This window comes from Prolixibacter denitrificans (assembly GCF_003014495.1).
Taxonomy (GTDB): Bacteria; Bacteroidota; Bacteroidia; order Bacteroidales; family Prolixibacteraceae; genus Prolixibacter; species Prolixibacter denitrificans.
In genome coordinates this window covers 164,828-183,822 of record NZ_PYGC01000002.1, presented here as the reverse complement: position 1 = coordinate 183,822, position 18,995 = coordinate 164,828, and the positions used below count along the sequence as shown (strand labels likewise).

The window sequence follows — 18,995 nt, the reverse complement described above, 5'->3', positions numbered from 1 at the left end:
ATGCTGCCAAAATACGATGTGATAGTAGTGGGAGCCGGTCATTCCGGTAGTGAGGCTGCAGCAGCAGCAGCAAATTTGGGTTCGAAGGTTTTATTGGTGACCATGGACCTGAATAAGATTGCACAGATGAGCTGTAATCCTGCTGTTGGTGGTATTGCCAAGGGGCAGATTGTTAGAGAGATAGATGCTCTTGGCGGCTACATGGGAATTGTGACTGATCGGAGTACAATTCAGTTCAGAATGTTAAACCGTTCTAAGGGGCCGGCAATGTGGAGTCCAAGGGCTCAGTGCGACAGGATGCGATTCTCAGAGAATTGGAGATCCGTTTTAGAGGGTATTCCGAACGTCGATTTCTGGCAGGGAATGGTAAAAGATCTCATTTTCGAAGGGGATCGTGTTTGCGGTGTGCGGACTGAATTGGGTGTTGAGTTTTTTGGAAAAGCGGTTGTTTTGACGAATGGCACTTTTTTGAACGGCTTAATGCATTTCGGAAAAACAAAAATTGAAGGTGGACGCATTTCCGAACCTTCCTCTAAAGGGATGTCTGCCCAGCTGTTTGACTTTGGATTCAAAGTTGGTCGGATGAAAACCGGTACGCCAGTGCGTATTGATGGTCGTTCTATTGATTTCTCGAAATTGCAGGAACAACCCGGAGATGAGTCGTACGGAAAATTTAGTTATTTGCCGAGTTCAGATAACCGGGCATTGAAACAAAAAAGTTGTTTTATTACTTATACGAATAAGGAGGTTCACGAAGAGCTATCTACCGGCTTTGAGTTTTCACCGCTGTTCGATGGTAGTATTGAAGGGCTAGGTCCGCGGTACTGTCCGAGTATCGAGACCAAGTTGGTGACATTCGCCGACAAGGAAAAACATCAGTTGTTTCTGGAACCGGAAGGAGAGAGTACCATCGAATATTATCTCAATGGATTTTCTTCGTCTCTTCCATGGGATGTTCAGATCAAAGCTATCCACAAAGTAGAAGGTTTAGAAAATGCTCGCGTACTTCGACCCGGATACGCCATCGAGTATGACTATTTCGATCCGACGCAACTTCATCATACGCTGGAGACGAAGATGGTTTCGAACCTGTACTTTGCCGGTCAGATAAATGGAACGACAGGATATGAGGAAGCAGCTGCGCAGGGTATCATCGCTGGTATCAATGCACACCTCAAGATAAATGAAAAAGAACCGTTCACGCTCGGACGTAATGAGTCTTACATTGGTGTTCTCATTGATGATTTGGTAACGAAAGGTGTAGACGAACCTTATCGGATGTTTACCAGTCGTGCTGAATATCGGATTTTGCTACGTCAGGATGATGCAGATATTCGACTTACGGAAAAAGGGTACCAACTCGGTTTGGTAGACGAAGAGCGTTATAGTTTATTACAGGAGAAAATTTCCTTACGCGATAAAGTGATTAATTTCTGCAAAGAGTATTCAGTGAAGCCGCAATACATCAACGATCTTTTGGAAGGAAAAAATACCGCACCACTTAAGCAGGGAACAAAACTGTTTAATTTGGTTCTTCGTCCACAACTTCGGATTTTTGATTTATTGGGTACGGTTCGTGGTTTGAAGAAATTGTATGATTCACTTCCGGAAGAAAGGAGAGATGAAATTCTCGAATCAGCTGAAATTTTGATGAAGTATTCTGGATACATCGAAAGAGAGAAAGGAATTGCTGATAAATTGAATCGACTCGAGAATATTAATATCACTGGTAAATTCGATTACATGTCTTTGGAGTCATTATCAACCGAGGCTCGCCAAAAATTGGATAGAATTCTACCGGATACGATTGGACAAGCCAGTCGAATTTCCGGTGTTTCACCGAGTGATATAAATGTACTTTTGGTGCTTCTGGGAAGGTAATGTTCCACGTGGAACATAAGTATAAAAGTTGTAGACTTATTGATTTTCCTATATTTAAACAGCTAAAATGACAAAAATTAATTTGGATGTTGTACAAGCATCTATCAGGAATATTCCCGACTTTCCGAAGCCGGGAATTCAATTTAAAGATGTTACCACCGCATTTAAGCAGCCCGAGCTTATGCAGTTTATTGTAAAGGAAACGGCGAATCATTATCGTGATTTAGGTATCACCCGAATTGTGGGAGTGGAGTCTCGCGGTTTTATTTTGGGAACGGCTCTGGCGTATGAATTAAATGCCGGTTTCGTGCCTGTTCGTAAACCGGGAAAATTACCAGCCGAAACCTATAAGCAATCTTACGAATTAGAATACGGAACGGACACTTTGGAAATGCACACCGACGCACTTTCGTCTGAAGATGTTGTTTTAATTCATGACGATTTGTTGGCTACCGGAGGAACTGTTGGTGCAACAATTGACTTGGTTCGTAAATTTGGAGTGAAGAAAATTTTCGTCAACTTTTTTGTGGAATTGGATTTTCTGAAAGGACGGGAGAAAATCGATGAGCAAGTACCGGTTTGGTCATTGATTCATTTTTAAAAAGAGAATATGAGTGAGGAAAACCTGCGGAATGAACGATTAAAAGAATTAGTTCGGGTCCTTCCCGAATCTCCCGGGGTTTATCAGTATTTCAACTCCGATGGAAAAATCATTTATGTAGGTAAAGCCAAAAACCTCAAAAAGCGGGTTTCCTCCTATTTTACCAAACGCCACGATAACCGGAAAACTGAAATTCTGGTTCGGAAGACTGCCGATATTCAACATGTGGTGGTCGAGACAGAAGAAGATGCCCTTCTCCTCGAAAATAATCTCATTAAAAAATACCAACCGCGTTACAACGTCCTTCTCAAGGACGACAAATCTTTTCCCTGGATTTGCATCAAGAATGAACCTTTCCCGAGAGTTTTTTCTACCCGACGAGTGGTTCGTGACGGTTCCCTCTATTTCGGTCCTTACACTTCGGTTGGAATGGTGCGCACCATCCTGGATGTAATCAAACAGCTTTACACCATTCGAACCTGCGGCTATAATCTGGCCCAGGAAAATATTGCGAAAGGCAAATACAAAGTTTGCCTGGAATATCATTTAGGAAATTGTAAGGGGCCGTGTGAAGGACTTCAGGAAGAAGGAGAGTATAACGAAATGATTGACCAGATTAAAAATATACTGAAGGGAAACCTGAATTCGGTCACGTCACATCTCAAAACAGTCATGGATGGGTATGCTTCTTCGTATGAATTCGAGAAAGCGGCAGAAATAAAATCGAAGCTCGATATTCTCGAAAAGTACCGGAGCAAATCGACAATTGTCGGCTCTTCTATTACCAATCTGGATGTTTTTTCTTTCGATGAAGATGAAAAATTTGGTTACGTCAATTTCCTGAAAGTGGTGGATGGGGCCATTATTCAATCACACACCATCGAAATGAGGAAGCGGTTGGATGAATCAAAAGAAGAATTGTTAGCGCTGGGAATTGTCGAAATCCGGCAAAAAGTATTCTCCAATGCCCGGGAAATTGTGGTCCCCTTTCATCCGGATACTGATTTCGATCAAATCATTTTTACGATTCCCCAGCGCGGAGACAAAAAGAAATTACTGGAGCTTTCGCAGAAAAATGCACGCTTTTATAAGCTGGAAAAACGCAAACAGCAATCGCTTCGTAATCCACAAAATAAAGTAGACCGGATTATGGAGACCATGAAAACCGATCTGCGATTAAAAGAAGCGCCGGTTCACATTGAGTGTTTTGACAACTCCAATATCCAGGGAAATTATCCGGTAGCATCGTGTGTCGTTTTTCGGAATGGGAAGCCGGCTAAAAGAGATTACCGGCATTTCAATATTAAAACAGTAGAGGGGCCCAACGATTTTGCATCGATGGAGGAGATTATATTTCGTCGCTACCGTCGGTTGTTGGACGAGGAGAAAGACCTTCCGCAGTTAATCGTCATTGACGGAGGGAAAGGACAGTTGGGCGCTGCATTAAATTCGTTGGAGAAACTTGGTCTGCGGGGAAAAATCAGCATAATTGGAATTGCCAAAAGACTGGAAGAGATCTTTTTTCCGGGTGACAGCGTTCCGATTTATCTCGATAAAAATTCAGAGACTTTAAAGATTATTCAGCACTTGCGCGACGAAGCGCACCGGTTCGGAATTACCTTTCACCGCAATAAGCGTTCGGCTGGTTTTATTAAATCGGAACTGGATAATATTCCCGGCGTCGGCCCTAAAACGGTTGAAGCACTTTTGAAGGAATTTAAGTCGCTAGAGCAGATAAAAAGCCGTTCGGTAGAAGAAATAGCCGCAGTAATTGGGCGGTTAAAAGCTGAAAAGGTAATTTCGTATGTCAAATCAAGCAGCAGTAAATCAGTCAATAAGTAAATATTACTTGAATTTTTAGTAGCTAAACTAAAGGAACAGGTTCAAAAATTCTGCTGCATTTATACTTTTCAGCTCATTTTCCTCCAAAAACTGCTGTAATTTCTCTTTGATATCCTTTCGATCATGGAAATTATCCATCAATTTATCAGAAAGAGCATCTATCAATTCAGGCGATAGAATCTCACTCGCCAATTCTACCGATTTTATTCTGCCTTTCTCTATTTTCAGGCTCAATGATGCTGGTTTTCCTGAAAGCAACCCATCTTTTAGGAATACATATTTGGGCGAGTAGCCGTAGTTCCATTCCCAGGTTCCGAATTTTTCCTTTTGCAGTTGTTCGATCGCAGCTAAGTCCTCTTTCGAAAAAGTATAAGCTTCAGCATTCGGATTGACTTCACGAATATGTCCCAAAATTTGCTGTGTGAACTCTTCAATCGAAGGAGGAGAGGGCAAAAAAGAGGAAATATTGGCAACCCGCGAGCGATTTGATTTGACTGCTTTGTCCTGGAAAAACGAGGGATTTGATTTTAATGCACTGGAAAGCTTTCCAATTTGGGAAGTATAAAGCAGCGTTCCGTGCGATAAAACGCGCTTTTTGTAAACATGCATCGCATTACCCGATATTTTTTTGCTTTTCACCAGCAAATCGTGCCGGCCCGAAAAAGAGGCTTCAATTCCAATAGTCGCGAGAGCGTTGACTATCGGTTGCGTGAAGCGTTTGAACGATATATCCTCGTTTGCGGCGATATTCCGGATGAAACAGAAGTTCAGGTTTCCGGAATCGTGAAAAACAGTACCGCCGCCCGATAACCGCCGAACCACTTTGATTCCGTTGGCTTCAACATAGTCGAGATTGATTTCTGAAAGCGTATTTTGGTGCTTCCCCACGATGATGGAGGGCTCGTTGATATAGAGTAGGAAGAACTCATCGGTGAAATTCTTCAATAAGTATTCTTCCGATGCAATATTGAAATACGGGTCGTTCGACGATGAAACCAGGTAATACATAGCTCGATGTTTGTCAATATGCTGGCAAAAATAGGGTTTTGCGCTCAATCTTGCTTCATACGGCGGTAATTCGTTAAATTAGTGCTCCAAAATTTGGAGGTACTATGCGTGTAGTGATTCAGCGGGTTAGCCGGGCTTCAGTAACCATTGATGGAAACGTTAAATCGTTCATTAATAAAGGCTTGCTTGTATTGTTGGGAGTCGAAGATGCTGACGGACAAGAAGATATTCAATGGTTGAGTAATAAAGTTACTCAATTACGAGTATTTAATGATGACAATGATGTCATGAATCTTTCAGTTAAAGATGTTGAGGGAGAACTGCTTGTTGTTAGTCAGTTTACGCTTCACGCGAAAACGAAGAAAGGAAACAGGCCATCCTATATCACAGCCGCCAAACCGGAAATTTCCGTGCCGATGTACGAAGCTTTCGTGGAACAATTATCGAAGGATTTGGGTAAAGAGGTACAGACAGGAGAGTTTGGCGCGCACATGGACGTTGAATTGGTGAACGACGGGCCGGTTACAATTCTCATCGATACCAAAAACAAGGAATAAATGGAAGAACAGGTGACGCTGCAGGAAGCGCAAACGATGGTGGACGACTGGATTAAAAAGTACGGAGTCCGCTATTTTAGTGAGTTGACCAATATGGCTATCCTGACGGAAGAAGTGGGAGAGCTGGCCCGCATTATTTCGCGGAAATATGGCGATCAGTCATTCAAAAAAGGCGAAGATGGCAGTAAATTAGCCGACGAAATGGCCGATGTACTTTGGGTGCTGCTATGTTTGGCCAATCAAACCGGAGTTGACATTACATCGGCATTCCGGAAGAACCTGGAAAAGAAAACCAATCGCGATAGCGAGCGACATAAGAATAATCAAAAATTATAAACATAAAGTTTTTACAATGAAATCCATCAACGGTTTCGATCGCAAATTTGCGGACGAAGAAGTAAAACAAGCCATTGAAAATGTGCTGAATAAATATGCTGATAGTAGGAATGACGAAATGCTGGAACTGGCTTTCTCGTGTATTGACCTGACCACGTTGAACTCGACCGATACCGAGGCGCGCGGAAAACAGTTTGCAGACAATGTTTCCAATTTCAAGGAACAGTTTCCCGGATTGGCCAACGTCGGAGCTATTTGCGTTTACCCAAAACTGGTTCCGGTAGTCCGGAAAAATCTGAAAGCAGAAGGCGTGAATATCGCTGCGGTATCAGCTGGCTTTCCGTCTTCGATGACGTTTGCCGATGTGAAGGTGATGGAAACAAAGAAAACGGTGGAAGTAGGCGCTGACGAAATCGACATTGTCATTTCCATTGGCGATTTTCTGGCTGGAAACTACGAATTCGTTTTTGACGAAATTAAACAACTGAAAGAAGCTTGCGGAAAAGCACACTTGAAAGTTATCCTGGAAACAGGAGCATTGAAAACGCCGGAAGCTATCTGGAAAGCTTCGCTGATTGCGATGCATGCCGGAGCTGATTTCATCAAAACCTCTACCGGAAAAATGGACCCGGCCGCTACGTTGGAAGCAGCCTGGGTAATGACGACAGCTATTAAGCATTACCATGAAGAAACCGGCCGCAAAGTGGGATTTAAACCTGCCGGCGGAATTTCAACAGCCGATGAAGCATTGCAGTATCTGACAGTTGTGAAAGAAGTATTAGGTGAGGAGTGGATGAATAACAAGCTCTTCCGGATTGGTGCTAGTCGACTGGCAAATAACTTATTAACGGAAATGATAGGAGAAGAGGTTAAATACTTCTGATTCTCGAAGAAAATACGACAGCCCCGTAAAACGTCATTTCGGCGCTTTTTACGGGGTTTATTTATTTCGGTCGGTAATGTAGTAGATGTACTGCTGAAGAGACGTTTTTACGTCTGAATCGGGGTAATCATCCAGAATATTCAATGCTTTGTCGCGGTAGTCGAGCATCACCTGGTGCGCATACTCAATTCCGCCTTTTGATTTCACAAACGTTACGACCTGCTCAATATCTTCCGCTGATTTGATTCGTTTCTTGACGATTTTCAGAATTTTTTTCCGCTCGCCATTTTCCGATTGATTCAACGCATGAATGAGCGGCAGCGTCATCTTCTTCTCCCGGATATCATTCCCGGTAGGTTTCCCCACCATGTTGGTTTTCTCGTAATCAAACAGGTCATCTTTAATCTGAAACGCGACTCCGGCTAATTCGCCCAGTTCCCGCATCCGCGAAATAACATCTTTATCGGTTGTCACCGAACTGGCACCAACAGCAGCGCTGGTAGCCAGTAACGAAGCGGTTTTCTTCCGGATAATTTCAAAATAGACCTCTTCGGTTATATCCTGTTTTCGGGCTTTCTCAATCTGGAGAATTTCTCCCTCACTCATGTCGCCTACGGCTTTCGAAATCAACTGAAGGAAATCGTAGTCTTCATGGTCGATGGACCAAAGCATACCTTTTGCGAGAATGAAATCACCGACCAGAACGGCCAGCTTGTTCCGCCAGATGGCGTTTACCGAGAAAAATCCGCGACGCTGATAGGATTCGTCCACCACGTCGTCGTGTACGAGCGTTGCTGTGTGTAGCAACTCGATGGTTAACGCCGCATGATAAGTCCGTGTATTGAAAGTCCCGTTCAGCTTGGCGGTCAGAAAAACCAGCATTGGGCGCATCTGCTTACCCTTGCGCCTGAGAATATAATTAATAATCGAGTTAAGCAGGGGAATATCCGTTTTCGTAGACTTACGAAAAAACGGTTCGAAACCTTTAAGCTCTTCAGCTATTGGATTCTTTATTTGCTCAATAGAAACAGTTGACATTTTTTTCGTACTATCCTTATAATCCGCAACGTCCAAAGGTAAGAATTAATTTGATCTGCGAACGTTAACTTGTTTTGAAACTTTCTAAATTACTGATTAACAACAAAATAGAATGTTTTTATAAATAAATGTTAAGCTTTGATATTCAATGTTTTATAACATATTTTTGATAATCGGGAAGGTAACTGCACAGTTGCTCAGGCGTCAAGGAGGTGATACCAGCACAATATATTTATATATTTGCATTTCTTGATGATATATATTACGTAACCTGAATGATAACTTGTTAAAATGCTTTTTAGATGAATATAACTGAACTTGAAAGCGAAAAACTGGAAAAAGCTGCCAATATGTTGAAAGCAATTGCGCACCCGATGCGCATCGCCATACTCAGCTTTTTGGAGGGAGACACAAAACTTACCGTAACTGAAATTCACGAACGACTCGGAATTGAGCAGTCCACTACCTCGCACCATCTCGGAATTTTAAAAGATAAAGGTGTTCTTTGCTCGCAGCGCGATGGAAAAAATACCTTCTACTTTCTGAAACACGAAAGCCTGAGTAAACTGGTTGATTGTATTGGCCAGTGTACCTGCAGTGAATAAACAACGAATTGCGATAACCGCCGCCCAGCTCACCTGGGCGGTTTTTTTTTGCCTTTACTTTCCGTAGATTTGGCCATCTGAGCCCTGTGAAATACTTGACAAAGCAGGCGCTTTGCTGTAACTTCAATCCGATAACTCAAGAAAATCAAGATAATGGCCGAAAAAAATCCGAAACGACTGTTTCTGCTCGATGCATATGCACTGATTTACCGCTCTTACTTTGCATTCATCAAAAACCCGCGCTACAACTCCAAAGGCTTAAATACTTCGGCCATTATGGGATTTTTGAATACCCTGGAGCAAATTCTGAAACAGGAAGATCCCAGTCACATTGCGGTGGCTTTCGATTTAAAAGCTCCCACATTTCGTCATGAAATGTATGAGCCGTACAAAGCGAACCGCGAAGAGATGCCTGAGGATTTGCGGAAATCCATTCCCTATATCCGTCAGCTTATTGAAGCCTATCATATTCCGATTGTCGAACGCGAAGGTTTCGAAGCGGATGATGTGATTGGGACATTGGCAAAATCAGCCGAAAAAGAAGGCTATGAAGTTTTCATGGTGACTCCTGATAAAGATTACGCACAGCTGGTTTCGGAGAACATTTTCATGTACAAGCCGAAGCGTAGCGGAAACGATTTGGAAGTGTGGGGACTGAAAGAAGTGAGCGAAAATTTCCAGGTTGAAAAGCCCGAGCAGGTGATCGATATTCTCGGATTGATGGGCGACACCGCAGATAATATTCCCGGTTGTCCCGGAATTGGCCCCAAAACGGCGATGAAGCTGATCTCGGATTTTGCCAGTGTGGATGGAGTTTATCAGAACATCGATAAACTGAAAGGCAAACAGAAAGAGCGTTTGGTGGAAAACGAAGAGCAGGTTCGTATTTCCAGGAAACTGGCGAAAATTATATTAGATGTTCCGCTGGATGCAACGCCGGATGGTCTGGTACGCACTGAACCGGACAAGAATGTGTTGAGGGATTTATTCAGTGAGCTGGAATTTAAAACACTCGCCAAACGTATTTTGAACGAAGAGATTCCGGTACAGCAGGATAATAATTTCGAGCAAGGCACCTTGTTCGGTGCACCCGAATCGCCGCAGGAACCGGAAATGGCACCGGAAAATATTTCAGACATTAACTCGACAGATCATGAGTATTTCCTGATGGATACGCCGGAACTGCGTGCGGATTTACGCGCTGATTTATGCGTGTTGAAAGAGTTCTGTTTCGATACAGAAACCACCGATATCGATCCGCACACAGCGCAATTGGTTGGGATGTCTTTTTCGTGGAAAGACCACGAGGCTTTTTATGTTCCGGTTCCGGCCGACCAGAAAGAAGCACAGGCACTGGTCGATGAATTTCGCTCCATTTTTGCCGACGAGCGTATCATGAAGATTGGTCAGAATATCAAGTACGACATCCTGGTGATGGGGAATTACGGCATCGAGGTGAAAGGTGAAATCTTCGACACGATGATTGCTCATTACCTGGTTCAGCCTGAATTGCGCCACAACCTCGACTACCTGAGTGAGTTGTTCCTCGGCTACAAGAAAGTGGCAACCGAAGAACTGATAGGTAAAAAAGGAAAGAACCAGCGTTCCATGCGCGATGTGGCTGTTTCCAAAATAAAAGAATATGCCGGCGAAGATGCGGACATTACCTGGCAGCTGAAACCGATTCTGGCCCGTGAACTGGAGAAAGCCGGCGTAGAAAAACTGTTCCGAGAGGTGGAAATGCCGTTGTTGAACGTGCTGGTCGACATGGAGCAGGCCGGTGTGAAAATCGATAAGGAAGCATTGGACGCTTACGCGGAAGAACTTCGCGAACAAATCATCACGTTAGAGAAGGATATTCATCAACTGGCAGGAGAGGAATTCAATGTTTCATCACCCAAGCAGCTGGGAGTAATTCTCTTCGAAAAGCTGAAACTGGACAGCAAGGCGAAAAAGACAAAGACCAAGCAATATTCGACCAACGAGGAGACGCTGGTCAAGCTGCAGGACAAGCATGAGATTGTGGGAAAGGTGCTTGATTATCGTGGCTTGAAGAAATTATTGAGCACTTACGTGGAAGCTCTTCCTAAGCTGATCAACGAGCGAACCGGAAAAATTCACACGTCGTTTAACCAGGCCATAGCGGCAACCGGGCGTTTGAGTTCGAACAATCCCAATTTGCAGAATATTCCCATTCGGGATGAAAACGGACGGGAAATCCGGAAAGCATTTGTTCCGTCGGATGACAAGCATGTTTACCTTTCGGCCGACTATTCTCAAATTGAACTGCGCATTATGGCAGCCATTTCAGCTGACAAGGCGATGATAGAAGCTTTCCGCAAGGGTGAGGACATTCACGCGACTACCGCAGCGAAGATTTACGGTGTCCCGTTGAAGGAAGTCACGTCCGACATGCGTCGGAAGGCCAAGACGGCCAATTTCGGCATCATTTACGGCATTTCAGCCTTCGGGCTATCCCAACGATTGAATATTCCGAGAACGGAAGCGAAACAGCTTATTGACGGCTATTTTGAGAACTTTAGTCGTGTGAAGCAGTTCATGGATGAGCAGATTCACAATGCCCGCGAAAAAGGTTACGTGGAAACGCTGATGGGACGGAAGCGCTACCTGCCCGATATCAACTCAAGCAATGCGGTGGTACGCGGCGTAGCCGAACGAAATGCTATCAATGCGCCCATTCAGGGCTCGGCCGCTGACGTTATCAAAGTTGCAATGATCAACATTCACAGGAAGATGCAGGAGAAAGGAATGAAATCGAAGATGATGCTGCAGGTGCATGATGAATTGAACTTCGATGCGCTGAAAGACGAACTGGAAGTGTTGAAAAAGCTGGTCAAACACGAAATGGAACACGCCGTAGAGCTGAACGTACCGCTGACTGTTGATATGCAGTCGGCCGCCAACTGGCTCGAGGCCCACTGATAAAATTTCTGTCGGGGCGTCAGGTGAGTGATACCACTTGCGCCCCGGTTGCTTTTTGCAAATCGGCGGGAGCGAGACGGAGCTGCAAACCGCGTTGCCCGGCACTAATGAAAATCTCCTCAAGTTCGAATGCCGATTCGTCGATGAAAACCGGGTAATTCTTTTTCATTCCTAACGGAGAACAACCGCCGCGAATGTAACCGGTAAGCGGCTCCAGTTCTTTCATCAGAACCATCGCCACCTTTTTGTTTCCGCTGGCTTTAGCTGCTTTTTTCAAATCGAGCGAGGCAGCGCCTGGTATCACGCACACAAAAATCCCGTTTCGGTCGCCGCGAGCCACCAGCGTTTTGTAGACTTTTTCTACCGGAAAACCGGAAACTTCAGCCAGGTGTTCGGCACTCAAATCATTTTCATCGACCGTATATTCAGCCAATTGGTAGCTAATTTTCTGGCGGTCGAGGATACGGGCAGCGTTGGTTTTCTTCATCATTCGTTGTTACAGTTCAAATTGGCGAAAAGCGTGGCTCACAGCTTCATCATATTTGGCTTCCGACGTGGCTTTTTTCACTTTCTTGAATACCTTTCGCGGTTCCGGAAAGCTTTCGCTGAAATAGCTCCAAAACTTAATCATCCTCATTTGTTGGTGGCTAAAGCCGCTCAGTTTTTCAGCGTAAGCGGAATAAATTTCAGAATGAAAATCTCGGAGAAGCTGAACTTTCTCTTTTTCCGTTGCAGTGGAAGTCCCGTTTATTTCCGAAGCCAGAAAAGGATTTTGCAAAATTCCACGGCCTATCATGAGTGTGGAAACATCTTCCCGTGAGGCATAATCTCTGGCGTCGTCGGCAGTTAATATATCTCCGTTATAAATCAGCGGACGCTGGCAAATTTCTTTGGCTTCCGTGAATAAATTTCGGTCAGCTTCGCCTTTGTACAAATCTTTGGCAATGCGCGGATGCAGGATGACTTCCGTTACCGGGAAATCGTTGAGCACTTGCAGAACGGGGGAAAGTTCGTCTTTCGACTCCAGGCCCGCCCGCAGTTTCACCGAAAGGGTAATTTCAGGAATGGCAAATGCATTCTCCAGGATTTCCCTGATTTTATCGGGATGGGGCAGAAGTCCGGCACCCCGGCCACGACGCGTTACCATCGGGTAAGGACAGCCCAGATTCCAGTTCATTTCACGGTAGCCCAACTCCATAATTTTATTGGCCAGCGATACAAATTCGTCGGTGGTGCCGGCCAGAATTTGCGGAACCGGCAAAACATCCGGATTATTTTCCGGCAGAATATCCCGCCAGGTTGATTTCTTCACCGAACCATTGTTTTGAAGGACGAGGTAGGGTGCAAAATATTTGTCCACTCCGCCGAACAACCGGAAATGCGCGTTACGGTAAACGGCATCGGTATATTCCTGCAACGGCGCGAGGTAGATTGGAATGGGATTCTTTTCTGCTTTCATTCCTGCAAAAATAAAGAGGATTCCCGGTCGGTGGTCACACGAATTGAAAAATGTGAGCCTGTATTGCATTATCCAATATTTTATATCTTTGCAGAGCCTGAAAAGTGCCTTATTTTATGGTGATTTCCCCTTTATTACAAAGTCAGCAAAGTGATTCTCTGCGAGTGGACTCGCTGGTGCAGCCGATTAAAACCGAGACGCACCAGGATACAGCCAAGCCGGTTCTGAAAGTTCAGCGCCAGACGGCTGTCGATACCTCAGCTGCCCGGATATTCAGGCAGATGGCCATCCGGGATTCAATCGCGAAAGCGCAGGCCGAGCAGGCTGCCAGGCGAAAAGCCCGTGCGGCGCGACAGGCGAGAATCAAGGCACAGCAAAAGCAAGATTCGATTCAGGCGGCGCAGCAAGCCCAGGCCAGCGATACGCTGATGGTTCATCAGGACTCACTTCAGGTGGATTCGCTAACCACTGTACAGGATACACTGCACCAGGATACTCTGACGACCGAATTGCCTATGATCCCGGTAGGGAAGGAAGGAAAGGAATTCGCTTCCGTTCGGCAAGATTGGTTGTTAGGAGTTATTTTGTTGGCATTGATTCTTTTTGCATCGGTTCGGTTGGTTTTTGGTAAATACCTCAATCACCTGTTTACCAGTTTGATTAACTATTCTACAGCCAGCCGGCTATTCCGCGAACGCGGTTACAAAATTTCCCATGGTTCTTTCCGTTTGGATGTGATGTCACTTGTTGTGACGTCAGTTTTCGTTTACCAAATTTCCAATCACGACGGAAGTTTTACCTGGCTCGGACTGGGAAGTTACAAGTTGTTAATAGCATACTTCATTTTACTAGGTGCCTACGGTATTGGAAAGATGATTTTGTACCATCTGAGTGGCGTTCTGTTTATGCGGGCACCAGTGGTTTCGGAAGTGTTTTTTAACTACGGAATATATACCAAAGCTTTAGGAATTTTTCTGCTACCCATCATAATTGTGACGTCTTTGGCACCCGAGTGGTCCAAAATTATGTTTGTAGCTGGAATATCGATTACCGTTGTACTCTACACGGCATCACTGATCCGGGGAGCATTGGTTGCTCTGAGAAATGGTATTTCTATATTCTATTTGATTTTGTACCTTTGTATCCTTGAAATTTTTCCGTTGCTTTTGGTTTATAAGCTCATTTTCGGGCAAGTATAAATCAACACGCAAACGCTTTTCACCCAAAAAATCTTGAAAAATTGAAGATCAAGAGCATTTTAGTATCGCAACCAGAACCTACTTCAGCTCGATCTCCCTACAAAGATCTTGCTGAGAAAAACCATTTGAAGATTGATTTTCGTCCGTTTATACAGGTTGAAGGGATATCTTCAAAAGATTTTAGAAAAGAGCGCATACAGATTCTGGATCACACAGCGGTTATCTTCACCAGTAGAACCGCCATCGACCATTTCTTCCGTATTGCTCAGGAACTGCGCATTACCGTTCCTGATTCCATGAAGTATTTCTGTATTTCGGAAGCGACCGCCTTCTACCTTCAGAAATACATCGTTTACCGGAAGAGAAAGATTTTTTACGGCAATGGAAGATTTGCCGATTTGGTTGACATCCTTAAGAAACATAAGGATGAAAAATACATCATCCCGCTTTCCGATATCCATAAGGCGGAAATACCTGAATTACTGGATAAAGCAAAGCTAAAGTACACCAAGGCGGTCATGTATCGCACGGTAAGTAGCGACCTTTCGGATTTGAAAGATGTGAATTACGATATTCTCGTATTCTTTAGTCCGTCCGGTATTAAATCATTGCTGCAGAATTTCCCTGATTTTGAGCAGAATGATACCAAGATTGCTACCTTTGGTCCATCCACTGCCAAGGCAGTTCGCGAAGCTGGTTTGAGACTGGATATCGAAGCTCCGGTCCCTGATGCGCCTTCCATGACCATGGCACTGGAGAAATACGTAAAGGATTTTAACAACAAGAAATAAATCAAAGCTTTCAAATAGCTTCGGAGAGAAAGGGGGATGGTTATTCCCCCTTTTTTGTACCGGAAAAACGTATGGCACGTTATACATTTCATAAAGAAGAACGGCTTTGCAGCCGGAAGCTTATCGGAACGCTGTTTGAGTCCGGGCGGTCTTTTCTTTGCTATCCGCTGAAGGTAGTCTACTATACTCCGGAGGTGTGGGAGGGAGATTTTCCGGTGCAGGTAGGATTTACCGTTCCTAAAAAGAATTTTAAACGTGCTGTGAAGCGGAATCTTTTAAAGCGCAGGATACGTGAGGCTTATCGTTTGCGAAAGCATGAGTTATACGAGTACCTGGAGACCACAGAGCAGCAACTGGGTGTGATGTTTATTTACGTGGGGAAAGAGCAGTTAAGCTATCGCAAGATTGAAGGCAGCGTACAAAAAGCTATTAACCGATTGAAAAAGGAACTGACCAAGAGTTCCAGCGCTGAAAAAAAAGCATAAAAAAAACACGGGCAAAAGCGTGTAAGGTGCTCCGGGGCCCGTGTTACATGACTGGTAAATAGTTTATTTCTTCTCAATCAATTCTGTTTGCTGACGTACTGAATCTTCGTGAATCAGCTGGAACAAAATCTTGATAAATGTTTCATCGAGGTGTAATTTGCCGGCCAAGCTGGTGCGGTCGTCCATCATCTGAGCCCACCGGTTAATCTGAAGTGCCGTTACTTTATTCTGCTTCTTATACTCACCGATTTGTTTCACCAATTCCATCCGTGAAGCAAGAATTTCCATCATTTCGTGGTCAATCTGGTCAATACGTCCGCGCAATTCTTCGAGTTTGTTTTCGAAATTCGGGTCGTCCGAGCTGGCATATTTAATTACCAGTTCATCCAGTATTTTGCCCAGATCGGCAGGAGTAACCTGTTGAGCTTTGTCGCTCAATGCACAGGATGGATCGATGTGGGATTCAAGCATCAGGCCATCCAGTCCCATATCGAATACTTTTTGCGAGATCTCCAGCAAATATTCACGTTTTCCGGCAATGTGGCTCGGATCACCGATAATCGGGAGATTTGGCAGCAATCGTTTCAGTTCGATAACCGTTTTCCAACCCGGGTAGTTTCGATACTTCGATTCCCGGAAGGGAGTAAAGCCGCGGTGAATAGCCACCAGGTTTTTAATTCCGGCCTGGTTCAGGCGTTCCAACGCACCTACCCAGAGTTGAACATCAGGGTTCACCGGGTTCTTTACCATTACCGTCTGGTCGGTACCCTTGAGCACATCGGCAATTTCCTGCACAGTGAACGGAGAAGCCGTCGAACGGGCGCCAATCCACATTACGTCGATGCCAGCTTTCAGGCATTCTTCCACATGTTGAGCGTTCGCTACTTCTGTTCCAACAGGTAAACCGGTCTCTTCTTTGATCCGTTTCATCCACTCAAGCCCGATAGAACCAACGCCTTCGAAAGAGCCAGGACGGGTACGGGGTTTCCAGATGCCGCCGCGATAGACAAATACACGCTTGTCTTTAGCCAGTTCGCGGGCAGTAGCCAGTGCCTGTTCTTCTGTTTCGAGGCTGCAAGGACCGGCAACCAGCAGGGGATTGTCGATGTTAGGCAGCCAGTGGCTTATAGGCATGATATCCAATTCAGCAACCATTGGGTCAATTTTTAGGAGTAAATAATTGAATTATTGTTTTTTCTTTTTTTGTCATCGATTGATTTCCACCGTCGAGCACGCTGCGAATGCCATTGGCGTGTTTGATGAGCTCCATCATTTCGCCGGCATCTTCGTTTTGAATGCTCTTTTTAAAGGCTTCCAGGTGCTTTTGGTACTCACCGATGGCTTCCACCATGTAATCGCGGTTTTGATGGAAAATAGGCCCCCACATTTCCGGCGAACTTTTGGCCAGACGCACAGTGGAACGAAATCCACCGGAAGCCAGGTCGAAAATGATGCTCCGGTCTTCTTTGGCCAATACCGCGTTTGCCAGTGCAAAAGCAGTAACGTGCGGTAAATGCGAAACAAACGCCGTGTTGTGGTCTTGTTCGTCACTGCTCATGTAAGCAGTTGACATCCCGATGGATTGATACATTTTTTCAATCAGCGCCACATGTTGCGGACGGGATTTCTCCTGGTCGCAAATGATGCAGATTTTGTCTTCGAACAAATTTTCAATTGCAGCAACCGGTCCGCTGTTTTCCGTTCCCGACATCGGGTGGGAGGGCACGTAATTTCCGCGCTTCGGATGCTTTTCAATCAGGCTGACAATTTCTCGTTTGGTCGAACCCACATCGGTGACGGTTGTATTTTCCGGAATCAAATCCAGCACTTTCGGAAGAACGATTTTGATTTTATCCACCGGAATAGCAATAACGACAAGGTCGGTTTGTTGAACGGCAGTTTCCAATTCCTCGTAACGGTCGGCAATTCCCAGTTCAACAGCTTTTTTCCCGTGTTCGGGATTGCTGTCGACACCCACAATTTCCGTGGCAAAGCCGGTTCGTTTCAGGTCTTTGGCAATGGAGCCGCCAATTAATCCAAGTCCGATAATCGTTACATTCATAGTGGCAATATCTTAAATTCGTTATTTGCTATAAGTTAGACATAAAAAAAGGTCCCCAATCATCTTGGGGACCTTTCTGTTTCATATCGTTTCGTTTCAGACAATACTTTACCGGTCGATCCCCGCTCTGAGGCCGAAATAATAAAACCAGTAATAAAAGCTATTGTTCTGAAATTGATTCATCGCTTTGTTTTTTCTCTTGGTGTCAAAGTAAAACTTAAAAATCTAAAAAAACAAATGCATTTTCCTTTCGGAATGAAAATTTGTGGTGATTTTAACACTAAGGTAACTTAACAACGTTTTATTTCCAGATGTCGGGACGGTACTTAGTGTCTTCCCCGAGCACCAGCGAAAGATACGACTCGTAGCGTGTCACCGGGATTTCTCCGGCTTCGAGAGCGGCCTTCACGGCACAACCGGGTTCATGAATATGCGTGCAGTTGTGGTATCGGCAATCTTTCAGCAATTTAAAAATCTCGGGGAAGAAGTGTGAGATCTCTTCCTTCTCCATGTCGATTACGCCAAAACCACGGATTCCGGGCGTATCGATGAGGTAGCCACCACCATGCATTTCAAACATTTCGGAAAACGTGGTGGTATGTTTTCCCTGGCGGTGATAATCGGAAATTTGTGCCGTTTTCAAATCCAGTTCCGGATCGAGCCGGTTGATGATGCTCGATTTTCCGACACCAGAGTGTCCGGACAGAACATTGATTTTGCCGCGCATGTCATCGCGAAGCGTATCGATATTGAAATTTTTTTCGGCTGAGACCTGGTAGCATTTGTAACCGATTTCCTCGTAGGTCCAAAGGTATTCTTCCAGTTTCTGGTAATCTTTCTCGTTGTAAATGTCGAGTTTGTTAATCACCAGACTGGCCGGAATCCGGTAAGCTTCGGCAGTCACCAGGAAGCGATCGATAAATCCCGGTAGGGTAACCGGGTCTTTGATGGTGATAATGAGAAAAGCCTGGTCAATATTGGCGGCAATAATCTGGCTCTCTTTCGACAGGTTGGAGGCTTTCCGGATAATGTAATTACGGCGTTCCTCAATGTCGGTGATTACCCCGATCGTGTTATGTGATTCGTTTTCTTCGACCCGATAAGTTACGCGGTCACCAACGGCGACCGGATTGGTGGTACGAATTCCTTTCATGCGGAATTTACCTTTAATCCGGCAATCGATAATCTCTCCGCTTTCCGTTTTCACAGAATACCAACTGCCTGTTGAACGTATGACCAGTCCTTTTTCCAAACTCGTGTAATTTTATCGTGTAAAACAAGTTGATGTCTAAAACCGTTTCAAAG

At 44.7% G+C, this 18,995-nt stretch carries 18 protein-coding genes; 11 read left to right on the top strand and 7 right to left on the bottom strand.

The genetic code is table 11. The annotated features are described in order from the left end of the window. The 3 genes from mnmG (at position 1) to uvrC (ending at position 4,324) form a co-directional block, all read left to right on the top strand. Positions 1-1,881 (top strand): tRNA uridine-5-carboxymethylaminomethyl(34) synthesis enzyme MnmG, encoded by a 1,881-nt coding sequence (mnmG, locus tag CLV93_RS04455; protein ID WP_106540973.1) that lies wholly within the window; start codon positions 1-3, stop codon positions 1,879-1,881. A gap of 67 nt (positions 1,882-1,948) precedes the next feature. Further along, entirely contained in the window at positions 1,949-2,482 is a 534-nt protein-coding gene (locus CLV93_RS04450; protein ID WP_106540972.1) for an adenine phosphoribosyltransferase, read from the top strand. A 9-nt stretch (positions 2,483-2,491) separates the two neighbouring features. Continuing rightward, complete coding sequence (uvrC, locus tag CLV93_RS04445; RefSeq protein ID WP_106540971.1) at positions 2,492-4,324, top strand: excinuclease ABC subunit UvrC; 1,833 nt, start codon at positions 2,492-2,494, stop codon at positions 4,322-4,324. Between the two features lie 27 nt (positions 4,325-4,351). On the opposite strand, the gene lplA is transcribed toward uvrC, so the two are convergent. Further along, entirely contained in the window at positions 4,352-5,332 is a 981-nt protein-coding gene (gene lplA / locus CLV93_RS04440) for a lipoate--protein ligase (RefSeq protein ID WP_106540970.1), read from the bottom strand. Positions 5,333-5,436: 104 nt separating this feature from the next. On the opposite strand from lplA, the gene dtd reads away from it, so the two are divergent. The 3 genes from dtd to deoC are packed head-to-tail and all read left to right on the top strand — an operon-like array spanning position 5,437 to position 7,108. Next, positions 5,437-5,889 carry a D-aminoacyl-tRNA deacylase gene (gene dtd, locus CLV93_RS04435; protein ID WP_106540969.1) on the top strand — a complete coding sequence of 151 codons (453 nt, stop codon included), beginning with the start codon at positions 5,437-5,439 and terminating at the stop codon, positions 5,887-5,889. Next, on the top strand, positions 5,890-6,225 hold the full coding sequence (locus CLV93_RS04430) for a nucleotide pyrophosphohydrolase (protein WP_246187192.1): 336 nt from the start codon (positions 5,890-5,892) through the stop codon (positions 6,223-6,225). 16 nt (positions 6,226-6,241) lie between these two features. Then, entirely contained in the window at positions 6,242-7,108 is an 867-nt protein-coding gene (gene deoC, locus CLV93_RS04425) for a deoxyribose-phosphate aldolase (RefSeq protein WP_106540968.1), read from the top strand. Between the two features lie 57 nt (positions 7,109-7,165). Here deoC and CLV93_RS04420 read toward each other — a convergent pair whose 3' ends face one another. After that, the gene (locus CLV93_RS04420; RefSeq protein ID WP_106540967.1) at positions 7,166-8,146 is read right to left on the bottom strand and encodes a polyprenyl synthetase family protein; all 981 of its coding nucleotides are present in this window, start codon (positions 8,144-8,146) and stop codon (positions 7,166-7,168) included. A 302-nt stretch (positions 8,147-8,448) separates the two neighbouring features. Between CLV93_RS04420 and CLV93_RS04415 the strand changes: the two genes are divergently transcribed. After that, the gene (locus CLV93_RS04415; RefSeq protein ID WP_025862622.1) at positions 8,449-8,751 is read left to right on the top strand and encodes an ArsR/SmtB family transcription factor; all 303 of its coding nucleotides are present in this window, start codon (positions 8,449-8,451) and stop codon (positions 8,749-8,751) included. A 153-nt stretch (positions 8,752-8,904) separates the two neighbouring features. After that, on the top strand, positions 8,905-11,694 hold the full coding sequence (polA, locus tag CLV93_RS04410; protein ID WP_106540966.1) for a DNA polymerase I: 2,790 nt from the start codon (positions 8,905-8,907) through the stop codon (positions 11,692-11,694). A 19-nt stretch (positions 11,695-11,713) separates the two neighbouring features. On the opposite strand, the gene ybaK is transcribed toward polA, so the two are convergent. Beyond that, on the bottom strand, positions 11,714-12,184 hold the full coding sequence (gene ybaK, locus CLV93_RS04405; RefSeq protein ID WP_211297745.1) for a Cys-tRNA(Pro) deacylase: 471 nt from the start codon (positions 12,182-12,184) through the stop codon (positions 11,714-11,716). Between the two features lie 6 nt (positions 12,185-12,190). Next, positions 12,191-13,222 carry a tRNA dihydrouridine synthase gene (locus CLV93_RS04400; RefSeq protein ID WP_106540965.1) on the bottom strand — a complete coding sequence of 344 codons (1,032 nt, stop codon included), beginning with the start codon at positions 13,220-13,222 and terminating at the stop codon, positions 12,191-12,193. Between the two features lie 47 nt (positions 13,223-13,269). On the opposite strand from CLV93_RS04400, the gene CLV93_RS04395 reads away from it, so the two are divergent. The 3 genes from CLV93_RS04395 to rnpA all read left to right on the top strand — a co-directional run bounded on the left by CLV93_RS04395 (position 13,270) and on the right by rnpA (position 15,628). Next, a complete protein-coding gene (locus CLV93_RS04395; RefSeq protein ID WP_106540964.1) occupies positions 13,270-14,352 on the top strand; it encodes a DUF4271 domain-containing protein in 1,083 nt (360 codons plus the stop codon). Positions 14,353-14,393: 41 nt separating this feature from the next. Then, positions 14,394-15,143, top strand: coding sequence for a uroporphyrinogen-III synthase (locus CLV93_RS04390; RefSeq protein ID WP_106540963.1), 750 nt, complete (start codon positions 14,394-14,396; stop codon positions 15,141-15,143). Positions 15,144-15,214: 71 nt separating this feature from the next. Continuing rightward, a complete protein-coding gene (gene rnpA / locus CLV93_RS04385) occupies positions 15,215-15,628 on the top strand; it encodes a ribonuclease P protein component (RefSeq protein ID WP_106540962.1) in 414 nt (137 codons plus the stop codon). Between the two features lie 63 nt (positions 15,629-15,691). Here rnpA and CLV93_RS04380 read toward each other — a convergent pair whose 3' ends face one another. The 3 genes from CLV93_RS04380 to rsgA form a co-directional block, all read right to left on the bottom strand. Then, complete coding sequence (locus CLV93_RS04380) at positions 15,692-16,783, bottom strand: chorismate mutase (RefSeq protein WP_106540961.1); 1,092 nt, start codon at positions 16,781-16,783, stop codon at positions 15,692-15,694. Positions 16,784-16,787: 4 nt separating this feature from the next. Continuing rightward, positions 16,788-17,690, bottom strand: a complete 903-nt coding sequence (locus CLV93_RS04375) for a prephenate dehydrogenase (RefSeq protein ID WP_106540960.1) — start codon at positions 17,688-17,690, stop codon at positions 16,788-16,790. A 301-nt stretch (positions 17,691-17,991) separates the two neighbouring features. Beyond that, positions 17,992-18,942, bottom strand: a complete 951-nt coding sequence (gene rsgA, locus CLV93_RS04370) for a ribosome small subunit-dependent GTPase A (protein ID WP_106540959.1) — start codon at positions 18,940-18,942, stop codon at positions 17,992-17,994. Positions 18,943-18,995: the final 53 nt, after the last annotated feature.

Excerpts from the sequence above, each read along its gene's own strand:
- mnmG (WP_106540973.1), top strand. The coding sequence starts at position 1 with ATGCTGCCAAAATACGATGTGATAGTAGTGGGAGCCGGTCATTCCGGT.
- CLV93_RS04450 (WP_106540972.1), top strand. The coding sequence starts at position 1,949 with ATGACAAAAATTAATTTGGATGTTGTACAAGCATCTATCAGGAATATT.
- uvrC (WP_106540971.1), top strand. The coding sequence starts at position 2,492 with ATGAGTGAGGAAAACCTGCGGAATGAACGATTAAAAGAATTAGTTCGG.
- lplA (WP_106540970.1), bottom strand. The coding sequence starts at position 5,332 with ATGTATTACCTGGTTTCATCGTCGAACGACCCGTATTTCAATATTGCA.
- dtd (WP_106540969.1), top strand. The coding sequence starts at position 5,437 with ATGCGTGTAGTGATTCAGCGGGTTAGCCGGGCTTCAGTAACCATTGAT.
- CLV93_RS04430 (WP_246187192.1), top strand. The coding sequence starts at position 5,890 with ATGGAAGAACAGGTGACGCTGCAGGAAGCGCAAACGATGGTGGACGAC.
- deoC (WP_106540968.1), top strand. The coding sequence starts at position 6,242 with ATGAAATCCATCAACGGTTTCGATCGCAAATTTGCGGACGAAGAAGTA.
- CLV93_RS04420 (WP_106540967.1), bottom strand. The coding sequence starts at position 8,146 with ATGTCAACTGTTTCTATTGAGCAAATAAAGAATCCAATAGCTGAAGAG.
- CLV93_RS04415 (WP_025862622.1), top strand. The coding sequence starts at position 8,449 with ATGAATATAACTGAACTTGAAAGCGAAAAACTGGAAAAAGCTGCCAAT.
- polA (WP_106540966.1), top strand. The coding sequence starts at position 8,905 with ATGGCCGAAAAAAATCCGAAACGACTGTTTCTGCTCGATGCATATGCA.
- ybaK (WP_211297745.1), bottom strand. The coding sequence starts at position 12,184 with ATGATGAAGAAAACCAACGCTGCCCGTATCCTCGACCGCCAGAAAATT.
- CLV93_RS04400 (WP_106540965.1), bottom strand. The coding sequence starts at position 13,222 with ATGCAATACAGGCTCACATTTTTCAATTCGTGTGACCACCGACCGGGA.
- CLV93_RS04395 (WP_106540964.1), top strand. The coding sequence starts at position 13,270 with ATGGTGATTTCCCCTTTATTACAAAGTCAGCAAAGTGATTCTCTGCGA.
- rnpA (WP_106540962.1), top strand. The coding sequence starts at position 15,215 with ATGGCACGTTATACATTTCATAAAGAAGAACGGCTTTGCAGCCGGAAG.
- CLV93_RS04380 (WP_106540961.1), bottom strand. The coding sequence starts at position 16,783 with ATGGTTGCTGAATTGGATATCATGCCTATAAGCCACTGGCTGCCTAAC.
- CLV93_RS04375 (WP_106540960.1), bottom strand. The coding sequence starts at position 17,690 with ATGAATGTAACGATTATCGGACTTGGATTAATTGGCGGCTCCATTGCC.